Here is a 13,606-nt window from a genome sequence, read left to right on the forward strand (position 1 = left end):
GTTTCCTATCATTTTTTTTATTTTCTAAAACCCAGGTTTTCTAAGTAATTTAAACATATTTGTTTTGTAAACTTCTACTCCAGGTTGGTTAAATGGGTTGATTCCTAATAAGTAACCACTCATTGCACATGATTTCATAAATCAATATGCAGCATAACCAAACATTTCAGCATCCATTTTTTCAAATTCTAAAACAATATTTGGAACATCACCTGTATTTGCATGAGCATCAATAACCCCTTCAAGAGCTACTTTGTTAATTTCATGAAATGACTTACTTGTTAAGTAGTTTAATCCATCTAGATCTTCATCATTTGTAGGAACATTTAAGTCCATTGTTGGTTTTTTAACATCAATTATTGTTTCAAACAAAACATTTTTTGTTCCCTCTTGGACAAATTGCCCAAGTGAGTGTAGGTCAGTTGAGAAAATACAACTTGTTGGGAATAACCCTTTACCATCTTTACCTTCTGACTCACCAAATAATTGTTTTCATCATTCTGTAAATGTTTGCATTTGAAGCTCATATCCAACTAAAGTTTCTGCTTTGAATCCTTTTTGTGTGTGTAAAATGTGTCTTGCAACAGCGTATTTATAAGCTTCATTATCTAATGATTTTGTATCTTCCATAGCTTTTTTAGCTCCAGCAAATATTTCATCAATATTAACTCCAGCCACTAAAAGTGGGAATATGCCAACTGGAGTGAACACTGAAAATCTTCCACCAATATCATCTGGTATTGTAAATGTTTCATAACCTTCAGCTGTAGCAAGTTGTTTTAAAGCACCTTTTGCTTTATCAGTTACCGCAACAATTCTTTCCTTTGCAACTTCTTTACCTTTAATATCTACTAAAAGTTTTTCAAAAACTCTAAAAGCTATTCCTGGTTCTGTAGTTGTTCCAGATTTTGAAATGTTTACGATCCCAAATTCTTTATTTTTTACATACTCCAAAACTTGTTTTGTATATGTAGAAGATATAGTGTTACCAATATATATTAGTTCTACACCATCTTTTGGGTATAAACCTCTAATCATTTCATCAGCAGCTCTTGCTCCCAAGTAACTACCACCAATCCCGACAACAAGTAATACTTCTATTTTCTCTTTTAAGTTGTTTGCTACAACTTTCATTCTACTTAATTCATCTTTATCAAAATCATTTGGTCAAGTAACTCAACCTAAAAAGTCGTTTCCTTCACCAGTTTTGTTTTCTATCATTTCACTAACTTTTTTAACTTCATCCTTACTAAAATTAGAAACCTCATTTTCAATTTTAGAATCTTTTAATATTGTTTTTATCATGGCGATATTGCTCCTTTATTGTTAATTTGACTCTACACTATTTTTTAAGTTATTAAAACCACTTTTAGTTTCTTTTATTTTTGTTTCAGGTGATTTTAGTAATTCTGGTCTTATAGCTTTATAGCTTAGTTTAACTTGATTTTTTTCGTTTAAAAGTTCAATAACTTCAACTTCATACTCTTCATCCATTTTCAAGAATTCTTCAACACTTTTTACAAAAAAGTCTGAAATTTCTGAAATATGAATTAAACCCTTAATTATTTCATTTCCGTCTGTAACTTCACAAAAAGCACCATAGTTAACAATAGCTGTAATTTTAGCTTTAACTTTTTGTCCTTTTTCTAACATCCTATTGCTCTCCTTACAAAATAATTATAAACTTAATTTAGTATATCAATAAAAAATTTGAAAAAATTTTTTAAAAGGAGGGGTAAATTTTGGAAAAAAATACCTTAGAAGAAAAAGTAAAAGCTACAATCGATCAATTAAGAATATATGTCGCACAAGATGGTGGAGATATGGAATTTGTAGCAATTAAAAATAGATTAGTTTATATTAGACTTATGGGTAATTGTGTAGGTTGTGGACTTACAGAATTAACCTTTAAAGAAGGTGTTGAAGTAGCTCTTATAGAAGAGTTTCCATACGACATCGATGGCGTAGAATTAGTAATGTAACTTATTAAAAGGAGATTATTATGATTTTATTGACAACTGAAACAGATATTATAAATACGGTACTTACAGCAATTTCAACAACAACAGTTTTTACCGCTTCATTACTTTTACCTTTTTTAGTTAAAAAATATAATGATAAGAAGCAAAAAATTGATGCTGGAGAAAGCGCACTTCTAGATGCTTTTGATAAATATTTCTCAGAAAACTATTCAAAAAATGACTTTGAGTGATATTTAGCTGAAATAAGAGCAATAATCAAAAAAAATCAAGTTAAAACAATAACTTGCACTAATTGCAAAAAGAAATGTACATCAAACAAATATATGGAATGATTCTCAAAAGTAGATAAAGTTATTCCAGAGATTAATAACTTCTCATTTAAATCTGGTAAAGTAGGATTTAAAATGGAGTTAAATGTATTATTTTGCTATAAATGCGCAACTAAAAAAATAACAAAAAAAGCAATTACTTAATTGCTTTTTGTTTTTTAAAATCAATCTTTAATTCTTTTAGTGTGTGTACTCCGATTGGTACAGCTACAAAAAATGCGCAAGAAGCAAAAACTGAAAATAACACGAAACCAAAACCCACTTTTCCAGGATCTAATTGAGCATATGGGAAAGGCATAAAAATTTCAGCTTCTGGATTCATATTTTTATATCTAACCAATAAAAATGCTCTAAAAAATATAAATATTAAATATAATGCTGGAAGTATTAGATTATATCAACAGTATTTACTTGAATATTGACCTACACTTACTGATTGTTTTCTTATCAATGCATAAATCGCAAGAACAGCAACTGGAGTAATTGAGTGTTCTACAATTGATTTAAGTATTTTATATCAATTATTAAAACCAACAATCCCTTCTCCATTAGAAGTTCACATTGTCACATTGTATAAAGCAAATACATAAATATTTGCAACAAGTATTAATGTATGAGCATTTTTTCCTGTAATTCAGTTTGGCATTTTCTTATTGTGCAAATTTATTCAATTTGAAATTCCAAATATAGAAGTTGCTAATGTAACTCAAACAGATAAATATATCATTTGATTAATTAATGAGACATCAAAATTTAAAGTAAGTTCTGTTGCAGCGTCCCCTAGTATAACAGTCAAAAATAAATCTAAAAAAATAGCTAATAACGGCATTACGGCACATCAAACATAAAGTATATATACTACTATATACCTTCAATTCTTTTCTTTCATTTCATTCACCCTTATGGTAATAGTAAATAATTAAAGACAAAAAATCAACCTTAAAGTTGATTTTTTATCCTACAGATCCTTCCATATCCATTTTTATTAGTTGGTTTAACTCAACTGCATATTCTAAAGGAAGTTCTTTTGTAAATGGTTCTAAAAATCCCATAACAATTATTTCTAAAGCTTGTTGTTCATCTAAACCTCTACTCATTAAGTAAAATAACTGTTCTTCACTTACTTTTGAAACTGTTGCTTCATGTTCGATTTGAGATTGGTTATTGTGAACTTTGTTTTGAGGAATAGTATCTGAATGAGATTGGTTATCAAGTATTAATGTATCACATTCAACTCTTGCTTTTGAGTTAATTGCATCAGGTCCAATATATGCAAGACCTCTGTAGTTTGCAGTTCCACCTTGGAAAGTGATTGATTTAGAAACAATTTTTGATTTTGTTTCTTTACCAAGATGAATCATTTTACTTCCTGCATCTTGATAAACTCCTTTTTTTGCAACAGCAATTGAAATTGTGTCACCTTGAGCTCTATCACCTTTTAATATACAAGAAGGATATTTCATATTTACTTTTGAACCGATGTTTCCATCAATTCATTCCATTCTTCCATCTTCTTCAACAATACTTCTTTTTGTAACTAAGTTTAAAACATTATCACTTCAGTTTTGAACTGTTGTGTATCTTACACTCGCTCTTTTCCCTACAAATATTTCAACAATAGCTGCATGTAAGTTGTTTTCTGAATAAATTGGTGCAGTACATCCTTCAATATAGTGTAATTGAGCATCATCTTCAACTACAATTAAAGTTCTTTCAAATTGTCCTGATGATTGGTAGTTAATTCTAAAATATGCTTGTAAAGGTTTTTCTAATTTAACCCCTTCTGGAACATAAATGAAAGTTCCCCCTGATCAAACCGCTGCATTTAGTGAAGCATATTTGTTATCATCGTTTTTAACTAATTTTCCAAAATGTTTTTTAAATAACTCCGGATATTTTCTCAAAGCTGTATCACAATCAGTGAAAATAACTCCTTGTTTTTCTAACTCTTCGTTCATTCTTTCATAAACTGGTCTTGCATCTCATTGAGCATTAATTCCTGCTAAAAAGTTTTTTTCAGCTTCTGGAATTCCAAGTCTATCAAATGTTCTTTTAATATTATCTGGTATTTCATCTCAAGTTTTTACTGTTTTTCCTGCACCTTCAGTGTAATAGTAATAATCATTAAAATCTACTCAATTTAAGTCCGGTCCAAAACTTGGTTGAGGTTTTTGTTCAAATATTTTTAAACTCTCTAATCTATAATCTAACATTCATTGTGGTTCTTCTTTATGTTTAGATATTTCTCTTACAACATCTTCATTCAATCCCTTTTGAACTTTATATGTAGATACTTCACCTTCATTAAAACCGTATTTATAGTCAGATATTTGTTTAATTTCTTCTTCTTGTTTTAGTTTTTTCATTAACTATACCTCCTTGTTTAGAATAGATTTGAAACCATCTGCACCTAAAAGTGCACAATTTATTCTGTTTCCTTGTTTGTTAATCTCTCAAAAAGCTATTAATTCATCTAGTATAGACTCATCATATTCATTTCCAGCGATCATGTTGTAGTAATTTACAAGCTGTTTTTGAGCTTCTATTACACTTAATCCTTTTAATTTTGAACACATTATATCAGTTGATGCTGTTGAAATTGCACATGCATTTCCATCAAATCTTGCATCAATTATTTGATCATTTTCAATTAATAATTGAACATTTATCTCATCACTGCATGTTGGAGAGTCTTGAAACTTAATAATTGATTTATCATTTTCAATTAAACCCTTAAAGTCTGGTTGAGTATAATGTTCCATTATAATTTGTCTTAATTGAATTTTGTCATCTTTATCAAACATTATTTAAACCTCCTTTTAAATAATTTCATTTATTCAATTATCACAATCTTTTAAAGCTTCTATAAATACATCTATATCTTCTTTTGTGTTGTAAATTGAAAAACTTGCCCTTATAGTTGAACTTATTTTAAATAAATCATTTGCAAGTCTTGCACAGTGCTTTCCAACTCTAACTGAAATGTTATATTTTTTATTTAAGAATGCTCCGAAATCTTGTGAATTAACATTCTTTAAATTAAATAAAACTATTGGTTGATCATTTTCTAAGTTATAAAAATCAAACTTAGAAGTATCTACTTGCTTTAATTTTTCTCTAAAATAAACTTTTAACTCTTTTTCATAACTTATTAAGTTTTCTAATTTAAATTCCTCAATAAGATCAAGACAAACATTAAAAGCATATATTGCAGATAAATTTAAAGTACCTGCTTCAAATTTTTCCGGTATTGGAGCTAACTTATAGTTTTCAACACTAATATTTGTGTTGTTACCCCCTCCATAAAAAATTGGTTTTAGTCATTTTAAAATATCTTTTTTAGCCCAAAGAACACCTAAACCAAATGGTCCATATAGTTTATGTGTTGAAAAAGCTATACAATCAACATTTAGTTTTTCCACATCAATTTTGTTATGAGCAATTGATTGTGCTAAATCTAAAATAACAATTACTTCTTTATTTATTTCTTTTATTTTTTTAACTATGTTTTCAACATCATTTAAACCTGCTGTTGTATTTGAATTCATAGCAAAAGAAACAACTTTTGTTTTTTGATTAACTTTTTGTTCAATTTTATTTAAATCAATTAAAAAGTTTTCATCTAAATCTAGGTAATCTAATTTCAAATCATATTCTTCAGATAAAACCATTCAAGGCAATAGATTTGAAGAGTGCTCCATTTTAGTAACTAAAATTTCATCCTCTTTTTTTAAATAACTTTTCATACCAAATGCTAGTTGATTTAAAGAGTGTGTAGTTCCACTAGTGAATATTATTTCACTACTGTCTTTAACACCAATAAAATCAGCTATTTTTTGTCTAGTTTCCAATAACATTTGATTTGCTTTATAAGCATTATCAAATAAGTTATTGTGTGTATTTGCTCCAATTTTTAAATCATATTCGCTTTGAGCTTTTACAACTTTATCAAATTTGATTGAAGTTGCAGCTGAATCAAAATAGATTTCTTTAGAGTTATTTTTAAAATATGAAAAGTTATCTTTAAAATTCATTAGATCATTTCCTTTAATTTTTCTTTTAAGTAATTTAATAATTCTTCTTCAAGAATTTCTTGAAATACTGGTTCGAAATAACCATTAATAATTAATTCTTGAGCTTGTAATTTGTTCAACCCTCTTGATAGTAAGTAAAAAACTTGATCTGGGTCTAACATACCAATAGCATTGGCATGACTTGCTACAATATCATTTTCATCAATTAATAAAACCGGATCAGAATCGGCTTTTGCCTGTTTATCTAGAACCAATAACCTTAATTCTTGATGAGCTTCTGCTTGATTAGAACCTTTTTTAATATCACTTACACATCTAATAAATCCTTTTGATGTGTCTTTTAAAACTTCATAAGTTTTGATATTTGAATATGAGTTTCTTGCATTATGAACTGATTTAATTAATGAGTTCTTTTTAATATCTTTGTTTATTATTGTTGCATTGTAAAACTCAATTGAAGTATTTTCTTCATTTAAGTTAATTGTAAAGTTATCATCACAATCATAATTAGCTATATTTGATATTTTTAAATCTAATCTAGCGTTTTTATTTAGATTGAAATTAATATTGAATTCTTTTTTAGTTTCATCTTTTGAAGGTAAAAACAAGATTATTACTTTCATTTCAACATTTTCTTTTAAGTTGAAATCAATTGTTCCAAACTTGTTTTCTAATAAGATTATTTTATTTTCACTGTTTTCAAATGTAAAACTTGAAGGTAGATTTTCTCTAAAATCAATATAAGAATCATTTAGCTTAAAATTTGTCATTATTTAGCTAATTCCTTAACTCAAGCATAACCTTCAGTGTTAATTCTTTCAACAATTTCATTTCCTCCACTAGTAACTATTTTTCCTTCAATAATTACGTGAGCATGTGTTGGTTTTACTTTTTTAAAGAATCTATCGTAGTGAGAAACAATAACCATTGCATTTCTTGTTAAATCAACTTTGTTTAAGTTTTCTGAAACAACTTCTAAAGCATCAACATCTAATCCTGAATCTATTTCATCAATTAAACTAAATATTGGACTTAACATTTTTAGTTGAAGAATTTCATTTTTTTTCTTTTCTCCACCACTAAATCCATCATTTACAAATCTTTTTAGCATATTTAGGTCAAAGTCTAAATCACTTGCACCTTGTTTAATATCTTTAAAAATTTCTTGTAGTTTTTTGCTCTCTTCACTGTGAGCATTTACAATATATTTTAAAAACTCTAAATTTGATACTCCCGGAATTGTTTGAGGGTTTTGCATTGCTAAAAATAACCCTGCTTTACTTCTCTCATCAACGCTCATTTCCAAAATTGATTCACCATCAACTAAAATATCTCCTGATGTTATTTCATATTTTGGGTGTCCCATAATTGCCATAAGTAATGTTGATTTACCATTACCATTTGGTCCCATAAGAGCATGAATTTCTCCAGAATTAACTGTTAAATTCACACCTTTTAAAATTTCTTTATCTTCTATACTTACGTATAAATCTTTTATTTCTAATTTATGCATTTTTAAAAAACTCCTTGCCCTATTATTATAGTTATTTATCTCTAAAAAAATTAATCAATTTGAAATGAATTAAAATTGATTTTAAATCCCTAATCTATTTAATATTTAGTTGTAATTTAATGTCTTTTTTGCTTATTTTTCTTTATAATTATTTTGATATAAACCAAGGAGTGAATGGTGTGAAAAAATTATTAACACTTTTAGGAAGTGTTAGTTTAATTGCAACAACAGCACAAATGGCTGTTGCTTGTGGAACAAACTACGACAAAAAAGACAAAGATGGAAACTCAATTCTTATTCAATTTCTACAATCAATCGATGGAAAAGCACAAATAACATCAACAGATGTACTTTGAAAATTAATAAATAAAGATAATGGTCCAAAAAATAGAGAAAAATTAACTTTAGATCTTCTAAAAATGATTAATTTATCTATTTTATCTAACTCAGGAAAACAAGAGAATATAGATGATATCAACGATAAAAGCATTTATACAAACTATAACCTTTCAAAAATTTTACAAGAAAGATGAACTTCATTAAGTTCAACAGTTGATAGACAAATAAGTACTGAAAAAGACAAATACAAAAAAGACCATGGAAAAAAATGAGAAAAAGAATGAGACAAGATGTTGGTAAACAAATATAGTGTTTATCAAGATGATGTAAAATCAATGGACAGAGAATTCCTAGAAAACAAATATAAATCAGATATATTATTATCCGATGAAAACAATAGTGCTACAAAAACACTATTGGATGTTTTACTTAACACAGATCAAATGGGTGTTACTTGAATAAGTTCAAGTGATATTTTAAGAAAATATAATGCATTAGAAAGAATTGTTAATGCAAATTTAGAAGAGAATGAAAAAAACAATACAGCTATTGCCAACTATGTTAAGTCAGACTTAGATCAAATAGCTCAAATTGAAAACTCAACAAAAAAAGAAGCCGAAGGATGAAACGGAACAAAGCTAAGTTCAACAAGCAGTGATAAAGAAATTGCAAATGAAGCTAGAAGAGTTGTTAAAATAGATAAAAAATCTATAGTAAACGATACTCCAGTTAATATGAATGACTTTACTGTAAGTGATACAAATAACTCAAGAGCAGGTTTTTTAAGTAACTCACAAAGATACTTTTTAGATAAGTTCTATAATACTCAAGCTCCGCTTGCAATAAGTGAAGTTGTTATACCTTTTTCAGAAACACATACTTTTGATACAGGAGTAACTCCACAAAGTTTCTATTCAACAGATGGAAATGATCAAAAAAATAGTGAAGACTTACTAAATTCAATAATAAAAGATAAAGATCAAGTTGCATGAAACCGTTGAATGGTTGATCAAAAAACAAAACACCCAAAAGCAACAGTTAAACATTATGACCAATTAATGACTTTAAGTAATTCAACAGACTTTACTCAAGATATGAGATCTGTTGTATATGACTTAGTTCTTTTTGGTCATGAAAATGGAAAAAAAATTGGGTCAGGAACAAACAATTCTACAGATGATGATAGTAAATACCCAACACTAGATTCTATGGTAAAAGAATTATCAAGAAATAAAGGTAATCCTAATTTTTATAATTATGACGATACAGGAAAAGTCTATTATATAGATTCTACTGGTATGCATATCGTACAAATAGATGGCTATGAATATTTAGAAAAAACTAAAGACAAAGGTTCAAAACAAGAAGGATTAGAAAAAGGTTCTGAAGGTTACGAACAAGTAAATAAAGATACAATGAAAGAATTAAATGAATTCAAAAAGTATAATAGTTTAACTGATAATCAAAAAATTGAAGCAATGAAAAACGAGACTACTTATAACGCTTTAAACACAGCTGTAACTAACCCTTATTTACATTTTTTAACTAATAATTCAATGTTAAAGGGTTTACAAGGTAGTCAATATAGTTTTGATATAATGTCTGATGTAAAAAATTGATCAAAAGTTAACTCATCAGATGAATCTTCTTTCTATTGAACAACATGTGTTTTTGATTACTTCTTTAATATTTCAAATACAAAAGATAAAGGACAAAACAGTTTCATTGATAGATATATAACTTTTAACAGCGATTCTGAAAATGGTGAGGTTGCCAAAAATACTCAAGATTGATTCTACAAACAGTTGGGCACTAAACAAAGTTCTATTATAACAACTCCTGGTCAATTATTTAATACATCAGAGAGAACTTGAACTGAAGAAATTAATTCTAAAACAGTTGCTTCAGGATATCCTAAAAAAACAATGGTAGATAATGTTAATGCTAAAAGATCTAGTGTTAGAAAATTAACATCAGATAAATTTTGAATGCCTATTGATGGAGATAATGCAAATGGTTCTACTAAGGAATATGAATATTCAACAAATGATTTAAGTTATATTTTTAATTACAATTTAACAATTAAATCAATTGAAAATTCTTACATAAATTTCAAAATGGGAGGTGCTAAATAATGAAAAGATTATTAGGTATATTAAGCGCTTTCTCATTAACTGTTGCAACCCCTTCTCTTGTTGTTGCTTGTGGAACTGGTTCAAGAATAACAAATCCTAAGTTAAATATTGATTTAGCTAAACAAATACTTGTTTCAATATCAGGAAATCCCGATTTAGCAAATATAGATTTTGGATCAATGTTTACAGATGAACAAATAGAATCTGTATTAGTTAACATGATAAATGAATTACTTTCATTACAATATAGTTTTGACTCAACTAATTCAACTCTTAACAAACTTGGTTTTGATCAATACACAACAGATAACGATAAGAAAATTGAAAAAAGTTTTAAAGATAAATATTCTCTAGAGTCAAGAACTATTGCAGAAAACAAACTATTTGAAGAATATACAAAGTCTATCAACTCTACAAAACTCGACTATTGAAGTGTAAATAACAACTACAATTTGAACATTCAAAAAGATACGGTTGTAAAAGATTTCAGTGGAAAAGAAGAAATTACAGTTTCTAAAGATGATGATCACAAATACATTTATTTAAGTGAAAATGGTAACCCTACAAAAAATGATATTTGAAGATTTACAGATGAAGTTGGTATACCGTCAGACGTTACAAACGATGATAGACTACCAACAATCCAACAACTTACAAGTGAGTTTAACTCTAATAAGTCTCCATTTTATGTAAAAGTAGGAGATGGATTTAAAAATATATCTTCAAAAACTGCATTATATCTTAGATTTCAAGACTATTTTGAGACAAAGATATTAGAAGATATAAACGAGAATTTATTAACTACAGCTTATTTAAAATCAACTATGTTTGATATAAAACAATCTGGAGACAATAAGAAATCTCCATATATAAACCCATCTTCTGCAATGTTTTCAAAAACACAAACTTTAAATGAGCCTTCAATAAATGAAAAATGAAAAACTAATGTAAAAATGGTTTGAACAATTAGATTTGAAACAAACTCAGAAAGCGAGATCACAAATATAAACAAAGCTATATCTGGTTCAGGAATAGTTGATAATTCTTCAGGAGCATTAAAAGATAAAAAAAGTTTAAGTGAAATTTACGAAATATTCAAAAAATCAAATATAACACCTATAACTGATAACAAAACAGGATATGATTCATATTTTGGTTTAAGTGGATATCAAGGATTAACAATATATAATGGTGAAAATGCAGTTGGAGAAAGCCCAATAGCAGGAAAAGCTTATGAAAGTAATGTTAAGAAATGAAATGACACTGCAGGAATAGTAAAATATAGTTCAGCAAACTTTTTAACAGAAGATCCAGAAGATACAAATTATTCTGATTTAGTATTAGTTCTTCCAGTTTATATGATTGAACTGTTAGGTGGTTCAGGTAAAATTGAACCAGCAAACTCTTCTGAATTAAATGACGAAGTTTCAACTGACCCAACTTACACAATAAAAGGTAAAACAGTTGATAATAAACTTCAAGAATCTAAAATTAAATTTAGTAATACAATTTCTAATGATAATGTTTATTCTGAAAGATGAAATAATAATAAAAACAATCAATCTTTACATTCAATTGATGTTCAAAAACTAGCAATGGATTCAGTTAAACAAGAAGCTTTATTAAACGAAATAATGTATGGACTTTCTAAAGATTCTTCATCAACAGATCTTGCAAAAACAATAATCTATTCTAAATACTTAGATAAAGATCAAGTTTATTATGCAGGTCTATGAGATAAAATTGGAACTTACATTAAAAGTGAAGATGATAAAGACGATTAATTTTTAAAATAAACCTCTTAAAGGGTTTATTTTTTTATAAAATATTTATGAAAAGAGGTTAAATATATGGAATGTATATTTTGTAAAATAATAAATAGAGAAATGGATTCAAAAATTATCTTTGAAAATGAGCATACCCTTGCTTTTCTGGATATATTCCCTAACAGTAATGGTCATTCTCTTGTAATACCAAAAAAACACTTTGAAGACTATGAGCAAACTGATGATTTTTACTTACAAGAAGTTGCCAAAACAAAGAAAATTGTTTCAAAGATCTTAAAAGAAAAATTAAATGCCAAGGGAATGAATTACATATCTAATCAAGGTTCTGAAGCATTTCAAATGGTATTTCACTACCATGAACATATTGTTCCAAAATATGAAAAAGAAAAAGGATATACATTTAAAATAAATAACCAACCCGGTGATTTATTAGATGTTGATGAAGTATTTGAAAAACTAAAATAAAAGGAAGTTAATTACTTAACTTCCTTTTTTTCATTGTGATTTCAATAACTTCTACCATCTTCAGAAAGGATTCTTCCAGTTCAAGCACCCTTTTCGACTTTTGATAGTTCATCATTTATTTTATAAATTCTTGCATCCAAAGCATCTAATGAAGATATTATTACAGCTTCAATTAAATTTGGTTCTACAGGTGATCCATATTCATTTTTACCATGACTTGCAAGTATTGCGTGTTGTAACTTCAAAACACTTTGATCATCTTTTAAACCAAGTTCAATAGCCATGTTTGAAACAAAAGCATTCCCTATTGAAATGTGACCTAACAATTTACCTTCATCAGTATATTCTGATGCGTTTTTACCAGCCATTTCAACTACTTTTCCTATGTCATGTAAAATTGCTCCACAATATACTAAATCTCAATCGATATCTGCATATTTATACACTTCTCTAATAGCTTTTGCTCCCATTAAAAGTGAGAAACTGTGTCAAAACAATCCCCCAACAACATTGTGATGAATGCTTACTGCTGCAGGATATTTTTTAAATTCATTTTCATATTTTTTAAGTATAGTTAAAGTAATTTTTTTGTATACTTCATTTTTTGTTGATTCAATAAACTCAATTAATTTATCATAATTTGTTTCAACGTTTATTGGAGCACTAATACTAAACATTTCTTCATTTATATTATGTTTTTCAAAATCCTCTTCTTTTATAACTTCATAAGAATTAACTTTTAATTGTAATTGTTGTCTATAAACATTTGTTGCTGCATCAACTTTTACAATTACTCCGTTTTTTAACTCTTCAACATCTTTATCAGTTGAATTTCAAAGTCTTGCTTCAATTCTACCTGACATATCTACTAAATTTAAAATTAAGTAATTTGATCCATTATTTCCAGTAGACAATATTGTTTTTTCAATTCTAGCTATTAAAGTTACTAGTTTGCTTTCTGCATTTATTTGATTAATCATTTTCATTCTCCTCAAAGATAAGTTAATTTTAACAAAAAAAAC

At 27.5% G+C, this 13,606-nt stretch carries 14 protein-coding genes; 5 read left to right on the plus strand and 9 right to left on the minus strand.

The window, feature by feature from the left end; genetic code table 4:
- Positions 1–24 precede the first annotated feature (24 nt).
- A complete protein-coding gene (locus tag SBIUS_RS03305; protein WP_203352874.1) occupies positions 25–1,305 on the minus strand; it encodes a glucose-6-phosphate isomerase in 1,281 nt (426 codons plus the stop codon).
- A 21-nt stretch (positions 1,306–1,326) separates the two neighbouring features.
- On the minus strand, positions 1,327–1,653 hold the full coding sequence (locus SBIUS_RS04430; protein WP_203352875.1) for a S1 RNA-binding domain-containing protein: 327 nt from the start codon (positions 1,651–1,653) through the stop codon (positions 1,327–1,329).
- Positions 1,654–1,742: 89 nt separating this feature from the next.
- Between SBIUS_RS04430 and SBIUS_RS03310 the strand changes: the two genes are divergently transcribed.
- Both SBIUS_RS03310 and SBIUS_RS03315 read left to right on the plus strand, forming a co-directional pair.
- A complete protein-coding gene (locus SBIUS_RS03310; protein WP_238988290.1) occupies positions 1,743–1,982 on the plus strand; it encodes a NifU family protein in 240 nt (79 codons plus the stop codon).
- 20 nt (positions 1,983–2,002) lie between these two features.
- On the plus strand, positions 2,003–2,455 hold the full coding sequence (locus SBIUS_RS03315; RefSeq protein WP_162685068.1) for a hypothetical protein: 453 nt from the start codon (positions 2,003–2,005) through the stop codon (positions 2,453–2,455).
- On the opposite strand, the gene SBIUS_RS03320 is transcribed toward SBIUS_RS03315, so the two are convergent.
- The 6 genes from SBIUS_RS03320 to sufC form a co-directional block, all read right to left on the minus strand.
- Complete coding sequence (locus SBIUS_RS03320) at positions 2,448–3,200, minus strand: hypothetical protein (RefSeq protein ID WP_162685069.1); 753 nt, start codon at positions 3,198–3,200, stop codon at positions 2,448–2,450. The two genes, SBIUS_RS03315 and SBIUS_RS03320, sit on opposite strands and share 8 nt — an antisense overlap.
- 64 nt (positions 3,201–3,264) lie before the next feature.
- A complete protein-coding gene (gene sufB / locus SBIUS_RS03325; RefSeq protein WP_162685070.1) occupies positions 3,265–4,677 on the minus strand; it encodes a Fe-S cluster assembly protein SufB in 1,413 nt (470 codons plus the stop codon).
- Between the two features lie 3 nt (positions 4,678–4,680).
- Entirely contained in the window at positions 4,681–5,115 is a 435-nt protein-coding gene (gene sufU / locus SBIUS_RS03330) for a Fe-S cluster assembly sulfur transfer protein SufU (protein ID WP_162685071.1), read from the minus strand.
- Positions 5,116–5,130: 15 nt separating this feature from the next.
- A complete protein-coding gene (locus SBIUS_RS03335) occupies positions 5,131–6,345 on the minus strand; it encodes an aminotransferase class V-fold PLP-dependent enzyme (RefSeq protein ID WP_162685072.1) in 1,215 nt (404 codons plus the stop codon).
- A complete protein-coding gene (locus SBIUS_RS03340; protein ID WP_162685073.1) occupies positions 6,345–7,115 on the minus strand; it encodes a SufD family Fe-S cluster assembly protein in 771 nt (256 codons plus the stop codon). Before SBIUS_RS03340 ends, SBIUS_RS03335 begins: the two co-directional genes overlap by 1 nt.
- On the minus strand, positions 7,115–7,858 hold the full coding sequence (gene sufC, locus SBIUS_RS03345) for a Fe-S cluster assembly ATPase SufC (protein ID WP_162685074.1): 744 nt from the start codon (positions 7,856–7,858) through the stop codon (positions 7,115–7,117). The genes SBIUS_RS03340 and sufC overlap by 1 nt, the downstream gene beginning before the upstream one ends.
- Before the next feature lie 179 nt (positions 7,859–8,037).
- On the opposite strand from sufC, the gene SBIUS_RS03350 reads away from it, so the two are divergent.
- The 3 genes from SBIUS_RS03350 to SBIUS_RS03360 all read left to right on the plus strand — a co-directional run bounded on the left by SBIUS_RS03350 (position 8,038) and on the right by SBIUS_RS03360 (position 12,584).
- Positions 8,038–10,332 carry a lipoprotein gene (locus SBIUS_RS03350; protein WP_162685075.1) on the plus strand — a complete coding sequence of 765 codons (2,295 nt, stop codon included), beginning with the start codon at positions 8,038–8,040 and terminating at the stop codon, positions 10,330–10,332.
- A complete protein-coding gene (locus tag SBIUS_RS03355) occupies positions 10,332–12,116 on the plus strand; it encodes a lipoprotein (protein ID WP_162685076.1) in 1,785 nt (594 codons plus the stop codon). Before SBIUS_RS03350 ends, SBIUS_RS03355 begins: the two co-directional genes overlap by 1 nt.
- Positions 12,117–12,182: 66 nt before the next feature.
- Positions 12,183–12,584, plus strand: a complete 402-nt coding sequence (locus tag SBIUS_RS03360; RefSeq protein ID WP_162685077.1) for an HIT family protein — start codon at positions 12,183–12,185, stop codon at positions 12,582–12,584.
- Positions 12,585–12,595: 11 nt separating this feature from the next.
- On the opposite strand, the gene SBIUS_RS03365 is transcribed toward SBIUS_RS03360, so the two are convergent.
- A complete protein-coding gene (locus SBIUS_RS03365) occupies positions 12,596–13,564 on the minus strand; it encodes a 3'-5' exoribonuclease YhaM family protein (protein ID WP_238988291.1) in 969 nt (322 codons plus the stop codon).
- Between the last annotated feature and the right edge of the window lie 42 nt (positions 13,565–13,606).

This window comes from Spiroplasma sp. BIUS-1 (genome assembly GCF_010365805.1).
GTDB lineage: Bacteria > Bacillota_I > Bacilli_A > Mycoplasmatales > Mycoplasmataceae > Spiroplasma_A.